13 protein-coding genes are annotated in these 15,660 nt (G+C 65.5%); 1 reads left to right on the top strand and 12 read right to left on the bottom strand.

The features are described from left to right. Positions 1-18 precede the first annotated feature (18 nt). The 9 genes from ACAX61_RS09255 to ACAX61_RS09215 form a co-directional block, all read right to left on the bottom strand. Entirely contained in the window at positions 19-2,199 is a 2,181-nt protein-coding gene (locus tag ACAX61_RS09255) for a bifunctional diguanylate cyclase/phosphodiesterase (protein ID WP_370714471.1), read from the bottom strand. Positions 2,200-2,561: 362 nt separating this feature from the next. Next, the gene (locus ACAX61_RS09250) at positions 2,562-3,695 is read right to left on the bottom strand and encodes a cell wall hydrolase (protein WP_370714470.1); all 1,134 of its coding nucleotides are present in this window, start codon (positions 3,693-3,695) and stop codon (positions 2,562-2,564) included. Beyond that, on the bottom strand, positions 3,692-4,633 hold the full coding sequence (locus ACAX61_RS09245; RefSeq protein ID WP_370714469.1) for a class I SAM-dependent methyltransferase: 942 nt from the start codon (positions 4,631-4,633) through the stop codon (positions 3,692-3,694). The genes ACAX61_RS09250 and ACAX61_RS09245 overlap by 4 nt, the downstream gene beginning before the upstream one ends. Before the next feature lie 55 nt (positions 4,634-4,688). Then, positions 4,689-6,104 (bottom strand): sugar transferase, encoded by a 1,416-nt coding sequence (locus tag ACAX61_RS09240; RefSeq protein ID WP_370714468.1) that lies wholly within the window; start codon positions 6,102-6,104, stop codon positions 4,689-4,691. Further along, positions 6,091-7,365 carry a type III PLP-dependent enzyme gene (locus ACAX61_RS09235; protein ID WP_370714467.1) on the bottom strand — a complete coding sequence of 425 codons (1,275 nt, stop codon included), beginning with the start codon at positions 7,363-7,365 and terminating at the stop codon, positions 6,091-6,093. Before ACAX61_RS09235 ends, ACAX61_RS09240 begins: the two co-directional genes overlap by 14 nt. Then, positions 7,362-7,601 carry a phosphopantetheine-binding protein gene (locus tag ACAX61_RS09230; RefSeq protein ID WP_370714466.1) on the bottom strand — a complete coding sequence of 80 codons (240 nt, stop codon included), beginning with the start codon at positions 7,599-7,601 and terminating at the stop codon, positions 7,362-7,364. The genes ACAX61_RS09235 and ACAX61_RS09230 overlap by 4 nt, the downstream gene beginning before the upstream one ends. After that, positions 7,598-9,145, bottom strand: coding sequence for an AMP-binding protein (locus tag ACAX61_RS09225; RefSeq protein ID WP_370714465.1), 1,548 nt, complete (start codon positions 9,143-9,145; stop codon positions 7,598-7,600). Before ACAX61_RS09225 ends, ACAX61_RS09230 begins: the two co-directional genes overlap by 4 nt. Then, positions 9,142-9,669, bottom strand: coding sequence for a DapH/DapD/GlmU-related protein (locus ACAX61_RS09220; protein ID WP_370714464.1), 528 nt, complete (start codon positions 9,667-9,669; stop codon positions 9,142-9,144). The genes ACAX61_RS09225 and ACAX61_RS09220 overlap by 4 nt, the downstream gene beginning before the upstream one ends. Positions 9,670-9,676: 7 nt before the next feature. After that, positions 9,677-10,639 carry a glycosyltransferase 61 family protein gene (locus tag ACAX61_RS09215; protein ID WP_370714463.1) on the bottom strand — a complete coding sequence of 321 codons (963 nt, stop codon included), beginning with the start codon at positions 10,637-10,639 and terminating at the stop codon, positions 9,677-9,679. Positions 10,640-11,021: 382 nt separating this feature from the next. Here ACAX61_RS09215 and ACAX61_RS09210 point away from each other — a divergent pair, with 382 nt between their 5' ends. Next, positions 11,022-12,344 (top strand): glycosyltransferase, encoded by a 1,323-nt coding sequence (locus ACAX61_RS09210; RefSeq protein WP_370714462.1) that lies wholly within the window; start codon positions 11,022-11,024, stop codon positions 12,342-12,344. 9 nt (positions 12,345-12,353) lie between these two features. Here ACAX61_RS09210 and ACAX61_RS09205 read toward each other — a convergent pair whose 3' ends face one another. From ACAX61_RS09205 to ACAX61_RS09195, 3 genes are read right to left on the bottom strand one after another with little or no spacing between them, the layout of a single operon-like run. Then, on the bottom strand, positions 12,354-13,385 hold the full coding sequence (locus ACAX61_RS09205; RefSeq protein ID WP_370714461.1) for a phytanoyl-CoA dioxygenase family protein: 1,032 nt from the start codon (positions 13,383-13,385) through the stop codon (positions 12,354-12,356). Positions 13,386-13,389: 4 nt separating this feature from the next. Beyond that, positions 13,390-14,247, bottom strand: a complete 858-nt coding sequence (locus ACAX61_RS09200) for a CpsD/CapB family tyrosine-protein kinase (protein WP_370714460.1) — start codon at positions 14,245-14,247, stop codon at positions 13,390-13,392. Further along, entirely contained in the window at positions 14,237-15,658 is a 1,422-nt protein-coding gene (locus ACAX61_RS09195) for a GumC family protein (protein WP_370714459.1), read from the bottom strand. The genes ACAX61_RS09200 and ACAX61_RS09195 overlap by 11 nt, the downstream gene beginning before the upstream one ends. Positions 15,659-15,660 lie beyond the last annotated feature (2 nt).

The raw sequence follows: 15,660 nt of genomic DNA, 5'->3' as shown, positions 1-15,660 counted from the left end.
CAGGCGACTAGCCGCCCCTCACCCCACCGACCGCAGCGTCGCCGCCTTCCTTTCCGGGTTGGTTGACGGCATGCCGAACAGATAGCCCTGAGCCTGCGGGCAGCCCTCTTCCATCACCATCAGCCGCTGCGCCTCAGTCTCGACGCCTTCGGCCACGACGGGCAGGTTCAGGCTTTTGCCCAGGCCGACGATTGCCCGCACGATCGATCGTGCGGCGTCGTCATCCTCGACCGACGAGACGAAGCTGCGGTCGATCTTGATCTTGTCGAACGGGAATGCCTGAAGGTTGCTGAGCGAGGAATAGCCGGTGCCGAAATCGTCCATCGCGACCCGCACCCCCATCGCCTTGATCGCATGCAGCGTCGCCAGCGTGGTGTCCCTGCTCCGCAGGAACGCGCTTTCGGTCACTTCCAGCTCCAGCCGTTCGGGGGCTAGGCCGCTTTCCTCCAGCGCGGCGGCGACCACCGCAGGCAGATTGGGTATCCGGAACTGCACGGGAGAGACATTGACCGCGACGCCGATGCCCCCCGGCCAACCGGCCGCTGTGCGACACGCCTGCTTCAACACCCATTCGCCGATCGGCACGATCGCGCCGGTATCCTCTGCAATGGGAATGAAGACGTCGGGCGGCACTTCCCCACGAACCGGATGATGCCAGCGCAAGAGCGCCTCGTACCCCATGACAGCGCCGCGCGCGGTCGAGACCAGCGGCTGGAACACCAGATGGAACTCGTTGCCGGCAATCGCCTGGCGCAGATCATGTTCCAGTTCGCGCCGTTCACGGACCAGCATGTCCATTTGCGTGTCGAAGAAGCGGAACTGTCCGCGCCCGCTTTCCTTCGCCCGGTACAGTGCGATGTCGGCATTTTGTCGCAGCGTCGCGGCGTCGCTGCCGTCGCGCGGGAATACGGCAATGCCGATGCTGACGCCGACGGCCATCGGGTCGCGCGAAACGTCCATTTCGGATGCAAAGCTCTGCAGGATGCGTTGCGCCAACTGCTGCGCGCCATCGGTCGGATCGATGTTCGATGCCAGGATGACGAACTCGTCCCCGCCCAGCCGTGCCACCAGATCCTCGCCACGCACGGCGCCGCGCAACAGCTTGGTCACGCGGCACAACACCTCGTCCCCCGCCGCATGGCCGAATATGTCGTTCACCGCCTTGAACCGATCCAGGTCGAGGGCGATCAGCGCAAAGGGCTGTGACAGGTCGCCGACCCGCGCCTCCAGCGCCTGGGTGAAATGTCCGCGATTGGGCAATTGCGTCAATGCGTCGTGCGATGCCAGATGCTGGATGCGCCGTTCAAATCGCTTGCGTTCGGTCAGGTCGCGCACGGCCAGCACCTGACAGGACCGGCCACGATACTCGATCGAATGCGTCGCCACTTCAAACCATTGGTCCTCCAGCATCGCAACCGATACGCATGCCTCGACCGGGCGGTCGCGCGCGTCGTCGATGGGAAGGCCATCGGCGGCGACGAACCAGCGCGACGGCGTGGTTCCGATGACATCGGCGCCATCCACGCACAGCATCGCGGCCAGCCGCCGGTTCACTTCGACGATCCCCCCGTCACTGACGATCGCCAACCCTTCCAGCGTGGCTTCGGTCAGACCCTTCAGGTCGGTCAGCATCCGGTCCAGAAAGGCACCCGCCAGCACGACCAGGATCAGGCCCAGCGTTGCCGCCATGATCGCGGACACCATCCAGATCGGGTCCCGCGCGGTAGCTGGCAACAGGGTCGGGTCCAGGACCAGCGTGGTCGCCGACATCGCGGTAAAGTGCAGCGCGATCACGCCCAGCACCGACAACATGGCCGGCACAACGATACCGCTTGTCCTGCCCAGGGCGCCAAAGCCGACAAACGCCAGCGCGAACAGCGCCCACACGATCCCGAAAGAGATCGCGATGGGCAGCCAGTCATATCGTATCAATTGGGGCGCGGTGATTGCGGACATGCCGATAAAATGCATTGCACCGATGCCGCCGGTCGCGATCGCCCCTGCAAGAATGCTGCTTCGCACGGTGGGACGGGCACCCACCAAAAGCAGCGCAACCCAGAAGAACAGGATTGCCACCAACGCCGACAGGATTGTCGGTCCGACGTCGAAATGCAGGGGCAGATTCCCGTCGTAAGCGAGCATCGCCACGAAATGGGTTGCCCAAATGCCGACACCCGCCGAAAGTGCTGCAACCGCCAACCATTGACGCCTTCGCGACTCGACACAGTCTGTCGATCGTCGTAACAAGAGAAACAACGCCACGCTTCCGATCACCCATATCGACCCTGCAAGCGCAACGAGCTTCCAGTCATGCTGACGTGCAATACATTCCAGTACGGTGAACACCGCCATGCTCCCTTGATTTGGGATAATGTTCCGGCGGCGGCGTAAACGCACGGTTATCGTTCGATAGAACTACATCCAATATGACTGCAATTTGGACGAGCTGGGGTCATGGCGTCCCCATGATGGCTATCCGGCATCGCACGGCCCAGGCACACCTTTAGGCAACAAATTCGTGATCAACCGGTGAATGGATCGCCGTCACCCTCCCCGCCTGCTCAGCTGCGGTTCAGGCACTCCGTCGCGGTCGGGCGCGGGAAACGCTTGCAGTCCCAGCGCGCTTCATCCGGCGCACCGCTGCCCGTGCGATTATAGCTGAAGGCGATTGCGTCGATCGCCCGCCCCGGCAGCGGAAAGGCGCTTGGCGGGGTGTCCGGATCGGTCCACCCGATCAGCTTGCATTGGGCCAATCCGCGGCAAAGCGTCGTGGCGCGGCGATGGAACGCCTCGGGCGGGTCGCTGGCATTGAGGGAGACGAGGAAAATGCCCGCCCCCGGCGCAGAGGACCGATCCGGCAGCCGCTCAGGCATCAGCGCCGCTATATCCAGCGGCGGCGGGGTAGTCGCGACCGGCTCCACAAGTGCCTCTACATAGCCGCCGGTCGGACGATGCGATGCCGACAGCACCGACAGGCGCGCGACGAGCGGCTCAGCCGCGGCATAGGCGCCCGAAAAATTGCCGGGCCGCCGGGCATTCGCCTGAAAGAACAGGTGCGTGTCGACCGCCGCCACCTGATCCAGATCCCGGCTCCACGGAGGGTGGACCCAGTCGGTGTGATAATGGGTCGCGTGTCCGACATTTTCATCGCCCGGCCCGTTGAGCGCAGCGACGGCGCGGGCGCGGGCAGCGGCCCATGCCGCCGGGGATGGACGCCGCCTATCCATCGAACCGTCGCAGGTAAAGGTGAACTGGCAGCCGGTGGCCCGTTCGCTCCCCTGAAACACGACGCCGCATATCGACCGCGGGTAAGCCGGGCTGCGAACCCGATTCAGGACCACTTGCATTACCGCGCGCTGCCCCCGCGCATCGAGACCCGCCTCGTAATAGGCAGCAGCGGCAAGACAATCGACCGCGCGCTCCCGATCCAGCGGGCTGCCGGAAAGGAAAAATGGCGGCGCCACGCGCGCAGGAATGGCTGCTATGGGCAAGGCGCCGTTCGGTCCGGGCGCGGTGAGCGCGAGGCTCGCCCTCACGTCAGCCAGCCGCCATCCCGCCGCCCGCCCCCCCATAAAAGTGATGCCAGACGATGCAACCGGCCCGGCGCGCCGCAACGACAGTTGCGGTCCCGGCAGCACCAGCAGCAGCGCGACCGCCCCGCTCTTTGCCCAGGCTGTTGCCCGGAGCGCCATCATCGAACGGGCTGCTCGACCTGATGTTCGCGATCGTTGGGCGTCCGGCTGACGAGAATGCCGAACGAGTCATATTTGCGCGCCGGCGGCGCAAGTGCCGAGCGCGCCAGCAGCAGCGCGCTTTCCCACCGCGAATGTCGCCGCAATCCGGCTGCCGCACCGCGTTCGGCCAGCCGGTCGTGGATCTGGCATTCCCAACCCCGCCATGTGGGTGAGAACAGGCGGGTGAAACCGTTATAATGCCAGTCCGAAATGCCAAGTCCGGCCGCAGCCGCCATTCGGGACAACGCGTCGGGCGTGAAGAACCATAGGTGACGTGGCGCATCGAACATCTCGGAACATTGCCGGAATCGCTCAAAATGCAGGGCCGCCGCGTTCGGGACCTCGACATACCCGATCCCGTCGGGCGCCATCAGGCCGCGCATTGTTGCCAGCGCGCGTGCGGGATCGATACAATGCTCCAGCGCGTGCGACATGATGACAAGGTCGAAACGATGGCCCGCAAGCTCGGCCGGCGGTGCCTCGGCGGTCCCGTCGAGCGCGAGCAGCCCTTGCGATGCAACGAACGCTCTCGATCCCGGATCGGGGTCGACACCCAGCACCGTGAAGCCGTGACGGCGAAAGGCCGCCAGTTTTTCGCCATCGCCGCACCCGATGTCGAGAATGCTTGCGCCTGGCTTCAGCGTGGCGGCGATCGCATCGACGTCGAACGGTCGTGCGCGGTCGACTGTCCAGGCCAGCCGCGTCAATATCCGGTCGGCCAGATTGGGGGCGACCGGCGTCATGTGGCTTTCGCCATGGGTGTAATAGGCGGCAAGGTCGTAAAAAGCGCCGACCTCTGCCGGTTCGGGCATGTCGGCCGACCTTGCCAGGCCGCATCGGTCGCAACGCAGGATGCGCCCGAACGGCGTCGGCTCCTGCTTCTTTGCGTCGATCGGCATCGCCAACCAAAAGCGCAGCGGTGCCGCGCAGGCATCGCAATGCGCGCCAGAGCCTTCAATATGCGTTGACATGGACCAGCACCCCCACCGTTGCTGCAAGGATCCGGATATCGCGCCAAAGGGACCAGCCCGCGATATATTCAAGATCCGCCTGGATCCGGCGCACGATTGCGTCGCGCGTATCGGTCGCACCTCTCAAACCGCGCACCTGCGCCAATCCCGTCAAGCCGGGCTTGGCCGCGTGGCGGAGCCAGTATCGCCGGTCCACCGCCCAGAAAAGCTGATCCTCGGCGGTGGAGCCGGTCGCGTGCGGACGCGGCCCGACGATGCTCATGCTGCCCATCAGCACGTTGAACAGTTGCGGCAGTTCGTCGATGCTGGTGCGGCGCAGAAACCCGCCGATCCGCGTCAGTCGCGGGTCGGCGCGCATCGTTGATCGGCCCCCGGCATGGTCCAGCCGGTCGGCCCGCATGGTCCGGAACTTGTAGAGGTCGAAAAAGCGATTGCCCTGGCCGATCCGCCGTTGAACGAAGAAGATAGGGCCACCGTCATCCAGCTTGATGGCGCAGGATACGACGATCAGCACGATCAGCATCAGCGGCAGGAGGGCAAAGACCACCGCCAGATCGAACATTCGCTTGGCAATCCGGTCGCGAAGCGCCAACTGGCGCCGCGACACACATGCCGCCAGCCGGCCGCGATGCCGGTCGATGCTTAGGATCCCCAGCGGTTCGAGTTCGGGCAGCAACAGCTCGACATCGATCCCCGACCCTTTCAGCGCCGTGACCCACGCAGCACGATCGGCGGCCTGGCAGGACAACAGGACGCGGTCGGCGCGACAGATCGTCCAGCCCAACATGTTCAGCAGGTCGGGATTATCCAGGTCGCAGACGGCGCGAAAACGGCGCGCGTCGATGATCCGATAACCCAGCGTTGTGACACTCGCCGGGTCGTCGGTGATGACGATGACCTCGATCGGCCCATCCGCCAGCATCCGCCTTGTCAGCAGGCGGACCATGACCCGCGCACCAATGATTGCGACTGCCGACACCGCCACCCCGGAAATGAAATATATCCGCGACAGATCGACCGCCAGCGTCCAGGCAAAGCCGATGCCGAACACCAGCATGGCAGCAAGCGCCAGGGCGCTCAGCGCGATGCGCAGGCCCATCGTCCAGCGCCGCAGCGTCATCACCCCATAGCCGCCAAGCTGGAAGGTGAGCGCGACATGCAGGGTCGCCAGCGACAGGAGCAGCGGCTCGCCCAGTTCCATCCAGCCCGTGCCCGGACGCAGCCAGGCGGCAACCTTGAAACCCAGCTGAATCGCCAGCCACTCCGCCGCGATCATCGTCAGATACAGCTGCATGCGCCGGTGGGCCTTGCTGCGGGTACTGCGCTGCTGGCAAGGTTCGTCGAACAGCGGCATCGCCGCCACGTCCGCCGCGACCGATGCCTTCTCAAGCAGCGGCATGGCTCTCGGTCCTTTCGAGTGCGGGCTGGTGACAGGACGTCCAATCGCGCGACACCGCGCGCAGCACTTCCCCGTCGACCATCAGTTCCGTCGGCATGGGATGCGAAATGAAGTGGACGGGGCTTGCGCTCAGGCCATAGGCGCCGCTGTTGTGCACCGCCACCAGATCGCCCGGTTCGAGCCGGGGCAGATCGACGCCGCTGCCCAGGCGATCGATCGACGTGCAAAGCGGGCCGACAAGGTCGACCTTTTCAACGTCACCGCCACCGCCGACCTTGTGCATGCGATAGGCCCGCCGGATCACCATGCCGAACATGCCGCTGGCCGGCAGATGATTGTTCATGCCCCCGTCGCACAGCACGATGCGGCTGCCGCGCGACTGCTTGACCGACACCACGCGCGTGACAAAATAACCTGCCTCACCGACCAGATATCGACCCAGTTCCAGTGCAAAGCGCGCGCGCGCGAACCTTGGGCTGGCGCGCAACGCGTCCAGGCCCGGCACGATTCCCGCTGCAACGGCGTCCAGATCGATGGGCACGTCGCCTTCATGATATGGGATGCCCAGCCCCGACCCGAATATCAGCCGGTCAGGAGTCAATCCGTGCCGTTCCGCCAACCGCTCGAACAGCGCGATGAAGTTGCGGTAATTCTCAACGACCGCATCGGCGTGCAGGCACTGCGTCCCGGAATAGATGTGGAAGCCGCGCACGTTGAGGTTCTGCATCGCAAGGATCGGCGGCAGAGCGGCGTCGGTCTGTTCGACGTCGATCCCGAAGGGTGACGGGCGCCCGGCCATATGGTCCCCGAACCCGCGCGGCACGCGATCGGGCGTAATGCGGATCACCACATCCTGTCGTCGCCCGGTCGAACGCGCGATGGCGTTCGCCGCAGCGGCTTCACGGGGGCTTTCGATCACCAGCTCGCCAATGCCCATCGCGATCGCTTCGGCCAGTTCGGCCTCTCGCTTGGCCGGGCCGGTAAAGCTGATCCGCGATGCCGCCCACCCCGCGCTGAGCGCCAGCCGCATTTCCCCGATGGATGATATGTCGATCAACGGCACCTTGGTGCCCAGCCATGCCAGCAGCGCCGGATTGGGATTGGCCTTTACCGCGTAGCTCAGCTTGAAACGGCCGCCGAACGCCCTGCCCAGATGATTGAGCCGCGCTTCGATCGGCGCGGTGAAATAAACGAAGCAGGGTGTGCCGTGCCGGTCGGCGGCCCGGCCCAGCCATTCGTCGACCGGGTGCGCGCCGTTCATGCTGCCCGCGCGTTGGCGAAGCGGGCGATCCGCGCCACGCTGTCGAAATTGTCGAGTGTGACGTCCTCGGCATTGATCTGAATGCCTGCCATCTGTTCGACCAACCCGATCAACGACAGCATCGCCAGGGAATCCAGCGCACCGGATGAAAACAGCAGCGTGTCCGCCGACGTCTCTCCGTTCAACCCTGAGATTCGACGGACATTTTCGAGTAGCGCGGCCTGGTCCAGCATCATGACGGCATCTCCCCCGCGACGGTTTCCCCAACCGCGCCAAAAGTTGCGAAACGGATGACTTCCGGCCGGGCGAGCTTTCCGCTCGCCGTGCGCGGCATGGCGTCGGGCCAGACATGGATCTCGCGCGGCACCATGTAGGCGGGCATCGCGGCCCGACAGTATTCGATCAGGGCCTGGCGCGTGCCCGCGGGCGACAGGGTCACCGCGATATGCACCGTCTGTCCCAGCAATGGGTCGGCAACGCCGAAGGCGACGGCATCGGCAACCTGGCCGCTTGCGTGGACGATGTCCTCGACCTCATCGGGGCTGACCCGGAATCCGCTGGTCTTGATGAGCGCGTCGTTGCGGCCGATGAACCAGAGGTCGCCGTCCTGATCGACCCGAACGATGTCGCCGCTATAGACGACAGGTTCGTCGCCGATCCGGTCGGCAAGTTCCGGACATGGCCGTATCTTTCGCGCGGTCGCTTCCGGCTGGTTCCAATAGCCGGCACTGACCAGCGGCCCGCGGTGCACCAGCTCACCCTGCTGCCCCGGCCCGGCCAGTCCGCCCTCTGGCCTGATCACATGGATCTCGGCGCCGGGGATCGCGCGACCGATCGAGCCGCGTTTCGCAGCAAAGCGATCGGGCGGAAGGAAGGTCGACCGGAATGCTTCGGTCAGGCCATACATCAACACAACTTCGACGCCCGGCAGTACCTGATCGAGCTTTTGCAGGATGACATCGGGCACCGCCCCGCCCGAATTGGTAACCCGCCGCAGCGCGGGCAGCGCGGTCGGTCGTGCATCGAGGAACCGGACCAGCTGGATCATCAGCGGCGGCACGACGGCAAGGCCGGTGATCTCGTGCCTGGCCAGCGCATCCACCACTTCGCTGGCGATCGGCACGCGGTGATGCACGATCGTCCCGCCCATCAGCATCATCGTCGTAAGCTGGTTCAATCCGTAATCGAAACTGTAGGGCAGCACGCTCAACAGCCGGTCGTCGGCATCCAGCTTCAGATAGCGCGCCACCGATCGCGCGCCCGCGACGATATTGTGGTGGGTCAGCACCACACCCTTTGGCGCGCCGGTCGACCCCGACGTGTAGATGATCGCCGCCATGTCGCAGTCCAGCACCGCTGCAGGCGGCGCCACCAGCGCGTCGTTGGGCCGGGCAAGCGCATCGGCCGCCAACAGCACCGGGCCGCTACCGGCCGGTGCGGCGTCCCTCGCTTCCACGATGAAGGCCGCCGCACCCGAATCAGCGGCGATGAAGGCCAGCTGGTCGCGGGTCAAAGCGGCATTCACATTGACGAAGACGCCGCCGATCCGCGCCACGGCGAGCATTGCGGCGACCTCAAGCATCGACTTGCGTAGCTGGATGACGACCCGGTCGCCCCGGCCGACATGGTTCGCCGTCAGCCACCCCGCGATGGCGTCGCACTGCGCCCCGACCTCGGCATAACTATAGCTGCGATCCGGATCGACGACGAAGGGTTTGGGCGCCCGCAAAGGCAGGTTGTCGGCAAACAGCTCGTAAAAAGTGGTGGCAAGCGCGCTCATTGGAACGGCCCCAGCCTTGGATAGACCCGTGCGGGTGAACCGATCACGATCGAATCGGATGGCACGTCGGTCGTCACCGCCGTGTTCGCGCCGATCCGCACCCGGTCGCCGATGTGGATCGCGCCCAGCACCGTGGAGTTGACGCCGATGAAAACATCATTGCCGATCACCGGGGCGCCGGGGCGCATGTTGGTGCCGATGGTGATGTTGTGCATCACGCCAAGCCGATCGCCGATGATCGCATCGGGGTGGATCGACAGCGATCCTTCGTTGTTCACGATGTGAAGATCGGCGCCGATCGTCGCTTGCGGCGGCAGCCATATCTTCGTCACGTTGGCGACGAACAGGTTGCAGATGCCGTACAGCTTGGACGCCAGCACGCGCGCCACCCGGCTGCGGCGGCGCAGCGCCCAGCGGCCATAGCGATAGAGCAGCAGCGACACGAACGCGCCGTTCGTCACGCGCGACCCATGGCGGCGATAATCGGCACGCACCACGTTCCAGGCGGCCGCAAACGTGCCCACCCTGTCGTCAGAAGAGATCGAGGGTATGTTCGATCTCGTCGACATCTGCGCGAAACCCTTCATTGCTTCCCTTTCCGACAACAAAGCCGAAATCCTGCCCCTGGCAGTCGGTGACGAGCTTCAGGACCGACACCGCCCGGTCGGGCGGCTGGATGACGAACAACCCGGCGTCGGGCGGCATCGTCATCAGACCGTGGACCAGGTGACTGCCCTCCACCCCGGCAACGATCCGCGCCCCGGCGCAGGCCCCGATAATCGTCTCGATCGACGCGAAGGACGGATCGATCACGCGAAACCCCCGCGCGGCCAGCCGATCGGCCACCTCGCCTTCATTGTGCATGATGCGGCGATCCCCTGTCTTTCCGCGCAGCAGGAACACGCCCGGATGGGGGGTTGCCGCCCCGCCCGTCAGGCGTCGGCGCAGGTCGTCCGCGCGCAGGCGACGGCTGTCGCCGTGTCCCCGGTCGTCGAACAGCACCAGTTCGTCGAACCACGCCGCGTCGACTCGATCGGGCGACATCCCCAGCGCGCGTTCATAGGCCTCGACATGGCCGCTGGGGATCCGGCTGGTAACCGGGCGTCCGACGCCGGCACACAGCGGATAGGTCACGCAATCATCGGCCAACCAGTTTCCAAACCACCGGTTGCCGGCCCAGCTTTCGTACATGACCCGCACGTCGCCATATTCCCGCCACCGGCCGAGCGCCGGGATATGGCGGCGCGCGCGAAAGTGGCGCCAGGCGCCCTGCCCGTGCAGCACACCGTCATACAGCAGCACGTCCCGCAGGCGATAGCCCATCGTTGGCGGCTGCACCGACGCAAAACCGCCGCGCAGGTCGCGTGTGACCTCTGCATATGATCCGAAACAGGTGCCGGCGATGCGGTCGATCTGACCCGGCAGACCCAATGCGGGCCGAACCTCCACCGTCGTGGCGGGCGCGATCATCCACTGCTCGACTGCCTGTGTCACGATATCGGGCAACGGCCTTATCAATCGCGACAGGCCATGCATGACGGGCCGCAACGATCCCCGCGCGCGGCTTTCGACCGCCCCCGCATGCCCAATACTGGCGGCAGGGGCGCTCAAGCTGCGCCGCTCCACGGGGCCTGTGCCTTGGCGGAAACAGTCACCGGAAGCCGCGTTCGCGGCCAGAGATGCAGATGGCTGATCATGGCGCATTGTCCTTCGAGCCCGACAGGATCATCCGCCGGCACCATTATCGCCGCCATTCGGCGGACCGGGACCGTTGGTTCGACTAGGCAGAATCGATTGGGAAAATCGCGGATGGGCGGGGGCGCGGCGCTGCGCCATGCTGTGCCCGCAAGGCCGACGAAAACGGCGGGGAGGCGGCATGATGATGACGAGACAGGCCTTTTCCCGCGCGATCCGTGCCAGGACCCGCACCATCGGCCGGCAACGCAGTCATCCGGCCACCGCCCTGCAAGCGGCTGTCACGACGCCGGGCCGGGCGGTGCGCGGCCAGTGTCGGGTCGCCTATCTCACCAATCTCTACCCGGCGATCAGCCACAGCTTCATCCGTACCGAGATCGAGGCGGTCGAGGGCGCCGGTTTCGTCGTCGAGCGCTTTTCGGTGCGGCAGGCGACCGATTACGGTGACGATCGCGACGAAATGGAGCGCACGCGCGTCCTGCTTGGCAACAAGGGGGCGCTGCTGGCATCGGTCCTGCGTCGATTCGCATCCGATCCCGCGCGCATGGCCCGAACCCTGGTCGATGCGATGCGGGCGGGCGGGCGCGGCGGGTTCAGCCCGCGTCGGCTGGTTCGGGCGGCGGCTTATTTCGCGGAAGCAGCTGCATTGGCCGACGCCATGGAGCGTAGCGGCATCCGCCACGTTCACGCGCATTTCGGCACCAATCCAGCCAGCGTCGCCCGCCTCGTCGCGCAAATGACGGATGCCAGCTACAGCTTCACAGCCCATGGTCCGGACGAGTTCGACGCCCCCGTCGAGCTCGACCTGGCGGGCAAGATCGCCGACGCCGCGTTCGTCGTCGGTGTATCCAGCTTTGGGCGCAGCCAGTTGATGCGATGGTCCGATCCCGCGCACTGGCCCCGGATCAAGGTCGTCCACTGCTCCGTGGCGGACCGGTTTCTGGAAACCGCGCCCGCGCCCGTCGTGTCGCGCCGCCTGATATCGGTCGCGCGGCTGAACGCGCAAAAGGGTTTGCCGCTGCTGATCGAGGCGATTGCCCGGCTGCACGACCTGCCCGCGTTCAGGGTCGACATCATCGGTGACGGCGATCAGCGTGCGGCGATACAGGCGCGCATTGCGGCATTGGGGATTGGCGGGCGCGTCCGCCTGCTCGGCTGGTGTTCGCCGCAACGCGTCCTTCGCGAGGTATCGGGCGCCCGCGCCTTCGTCCTTCCCAGCTTTGCAGAGGGGTTGCCGGTCGGCATCATGGAAGCGATGGCGCTTGGGCGTCCGGTCATCGCAAGCGCGATCGCCGGCATCCCTGAACTGGTTGATGCCCAAACCGGTTGGCTGGTCCCGGCCGGCTCAGTGGATGCCCTTGCCGACGCGATGCGCGCGGCGCTCGACGCATCGCCCGATACGTTGCGCGCGATGGGCACGGTGGGACGTGAACGGGTCCAGGCCCGTCATTCGGCGGCCACCAACGCCGCCACGCTGGCGACGCTGCTGGCACGCCAGTTATAAACGATAGAGCTAAAGGCGGGCGGGCGGGATAAGCCGCAATGCCAGCGGCAATCGGTTGCGCCACAATGCGGCCCGCCGCTGTCGCCCGGTCATCTTCGAGGCGATACGCGCGATATCCTCGCGCGCCATGCCGGTGCGCTCGCACAGGAACGGGTGCCGCGGCCTGTCCGCGAAATAACTGTAAAAGATCGCCGCCCGGTCGCGGGCGACGGCGGGCTTGCCCCGATGAAAGAAGCGGGCCGTATCGGTGAAGATGATCGTTCCCCGTGCCCCCTCACAACTGACGATGTCCTCCTGATAATCCGCGCCCAGTCTTTGGGTCAGCTCAACATCGCTTGCCAGTTCATAGAAATAACCGTCGACGTCGTTCTGTGCAGTGTCCAGGCGCCTGATCATCTGGAAAGGGCCGCCATCCTTATCCACGTCGTGAAGATAGACGGCGACCTTCAGCATCCGGCGATCTTCCCAATCGCGATGCCATTTTCGGGTCGAGATCTCACGTCCATCGGCGACGGTGTAGTTGATGCACACCCCGTCATAGGCAGGTGGCATACCGATATAGGCTTGCGCGATATCGAGCAGCCGGTCCTGCAAACCCCATTCGAAAAAGGCCGGAAAGTCGCGCAGCCAGGCAGGCGGCACATACAGGAACACCTCTCCCATGGCAGCGCGCCTGCGAGCCTCGTCGGCGAAGCGCCCGGCCATCATCGCCCCTTCGGCCAGCAGGCGTTCGTGACCGTCCAGCCCCAGATCGGACAGGTTGCCGACATAGATCCCGTCGCGTTCCAGCGCCGCGACGATCGCCGCGTCCGTTTCCGACAGGGATGGCACCGAAATGCGGTTCCGCTCCAGCGCTCGTCTGTATCTGTTGCCCAACACCGGGCGAATGCGCGGGTGATTGCACAATCGCAGCGCCGTTCGTGCAGGCAGGTCGTGCAGCCATGCGCGACGCTGTGTCAGGCGCGCGTTGAAGCGCTGTGCCAATGTTCGGGTCGCCTGCCCGGTATGAATGGCGGGCAGCGTTTCGCTCGTCGCTTCCATATCGCTATCCTGACGGTTCGGTGAAACGTGATGGCAGTTGCCGGATACGACCCCAGACGCTGCGGGCTCTGCCGGGCATTCGCGGTGGTCGGGGGGCGACGTCGCAATAGCCGCCATAATCGATGTTCGGCGCGCTGCTGGAACACGATTTGTTGAGCACCGCCCCCAGCACTTCTGTCGGTCGCAGCGCGTCCATCGTCTCGCGCAGCGCGTGCTTGGTCGTACGCCCTTCCTCCACAACGACCATCGCGCCGTCCAGACCGGGTGCGACGAGCATGAAGTCGTCGTCGACGAAAACCGGCGGCGTATCGACGATACAGACCGGCGCGCCCGGCAATTCGCGAAGCGCCTCGAACAACCGCTGTGTCTGCAGCGACGCCAGCAGGGTGCCAGCGTCGGCACGGGGTCGCCGGACCCGGTGGATCGTCAGGTCATAGCCGCGAATACGGGTCGCCGAATCTGCCAGCTGCGCCTTCCCGGCGAGTACGTCGTCAATGCCGGTGAACGGACTGCGAAGGCCCAGACGCGCGCCGATCATCGGGCGGCGCAGATCCAGTTCGATCAGCCGCGTCGGCACGATCCGGCTAAGCACCGCGGCCAGGTTGACCGCGACATGCGTCTTGCCATTGCCGGGCTGGACCGACGTGATCGCAAAGACGCGATGCCCGCTCTCGCGGATATGCTGCATCATCATCGACCGCAGCGCGATGAAAGGCTGCACGCGCTTGTCGAACGAACTGAACCCCACGATGTGATGGTCCGACAGGCAGCGTTGCACCAATTCCACTTCGTTGCCACCGCTTGCGCCGATCAGTGCGCCGAACGATCCCCTTCGCATCCGGATTTCGAATTCAGGCTGCACGACTGGCCCCTCCTTCGAACACGCGGCGCCAGATTCCGTCCCAGCGCCGATCCAGCGGCAGCACGCCCAGCACCGGCACGGGCACCGCATGGGCAAGCGCCGTCGCGCCATGAATCGTCCCGCGCAGCAATTCGAACGCGATCGCCAGCACCGCCCATAGCCCTGCCCCACCAAGTCCCCCCAGCAGCAACATGACCATTTGACCAAAGCCTATGGGTTGATGGGGAAGGCTGGGCTCGTCGACGACCGAGAATCGCTCGCCCTTGTCCTCGACCTGCAAATTCGCGGCGACCTGTGCGTCGAGCTGCTTTTCGCGCAGATCCTCATATTGCCGGCGCAGATTGTCATATTCGCGTTCCAGCAGCGTCAATTCATAGGATGCCTGGGGCGCCAGCGCGGTTTGGCGGTTGATTTCCGCGACCTGTGCGACAAGCTGGGCGCGCCTGGCCCCCAGCATCGCCGCACGCGCGTGGCCTGCGGCAATCTCGCTCGCGACGACTTCCCCGCCCGCGCGCGGCAGCGCGGCCAGAGTAGCGCGCTGACGCTCCAGCGCGGCGCGTGCGGCCCGAACCTCTGGATAGTCGTCGGAATATACGGCGCTGAGTTGATTCAGCCGCTCCTCGGCACGGCGCAGCGCCTCTGCCTCCGGACGGGGGGCCTGGGCGATTTCCCGCTCCCGTGCCGCGAGCAGACCGCCCTGTTGCGACAGGCTCTGGGTTTCGGCGTCGATACGCGCGATCTCGGCACGCAGATTTGTTTCCGCCTGGGCGCTGAAGGCCACCTGGGTCGGCAACGCGCCGGCGTATCGCGCCTCGATCGCGCGGCGCGCATCGGCGAGCGCGGCCAGGCGGCGTTGCAGTTCGTCGGCACGGCGGCCAAGGAAGGTCGCCGTCCCCGTCGCCTGATCGGTGCGAAGCCGCTTGTCCTCGTCGAGATACATTTCGGTTAACGTCGCAGTGACCGCCTGCGCCTTTGCGGCGTCGGGGTAGGAAAAGGACAGGGTGAACGCGATCGTCCGTTCGGCGCCGTTCTCGGATGTCCCCACCACGTCGACGGCTATCGCGCCCCGCATCTGGTCCATCACCTCGTCCAGCGAACGGGTCCGGCGCTCTTCGGGATACAGGTCATGACGCTGGATGATCGCGGCCAGACTGGCCCGGCTGGAGACCTGCTGCCGGATCTTTGCAATCCGTTCGTTGGCGATGCTCGTCAACGGCGATGCGACAAGGCTGGTCGGGATCTGCTGCGAATCGATCAGCAATGTCGCGGACGAACGATAGATCGAATTTTGCATCGACAGCGCGGCGATCGCACAGACGACCATGGCCGGTATGATCCATGGCCACCGGCGATACAGGATCGCCAGCAACTCTCGCAGGCCGAACGGCGGCTGGACGAGAGCGGTCTCCACCG

The sequence above is a fragment of the Sphingomonas sp. IW22 genome, from assembly GCF_041321155.1.
Lineage (GTDB): Bacteria > Pseudomonadota > Alphaproteobacteria > Sphingomonadales > Sphingomonadaceae > Sphingomonas.
Note: the sequence above shows the minus strand (reverse complement) of the source record. Positions and strands in the feature narration are given on the sequence as shown.

Excerpts from the sequence above, each read along its gene's own strand:
- ACAX61_RS09250 (WP_370714470.1), bottom strand. The coding sequence starts at position 3,695 with ATGATGGCGCTCCGGGCAACAGCCTGGGCAAAGAGCGGGGCGGTCGCG.
- ACAX61_RS09245 (WP_370714469.1), bottom strand. The coding sequence starts at position 4,633 with ATGCCGATCGACGCAAAGAAGCAGGAGCCGACGCCGTTCGGGCGCATC.
- ACAX61_RS09240 (WP_370714468.1), bottom strand. The coding sequence starts at position 6,104 with ATGCCGCTGCTTGAGAAGGCATCGGTCGCGGCGGACGTGGCGGCGATG.
- ACAX61_RS09235 (WP_370714467.1), bottom strand. The coding sequence starts at position 7,365 with ATGAACGGCGCGCACCCGGTCGACGAATGGCTGGGCCGGGCCGCCGAC.
- ACAX61_RS09230 (WP_370714466.1), bottom strand. The coding sequence starts at position 7,601 with ATGATGCTGGACCAGGCCGCGCTACTCGAAAATGTCCGTCGAATCTCA.
- ACAX61_RS09225 (WP_370714465.1), bottom strand. The coding sequence starts at position 9,145 with ATGAGCGCGCTTGCCACCACTTTTTACGAGCTGTTTGCCGACAACCTG.
- ACAX61_RS09210 (WP_370714462.1), top strand. The coding sequence starts at position 11,022 with ATGATGATGACGAGACAGGCCTTTTCCCGCGCGATCCGTGCCAGGACC.
- ACAX61_RS09205 (WP_370714461.1), bottom strand. The coding sequence starts at position 13,385 with ATGGAAGCGACGAGCGAAACGCTGCCCGCCATTCATACCGGGCAGGCG.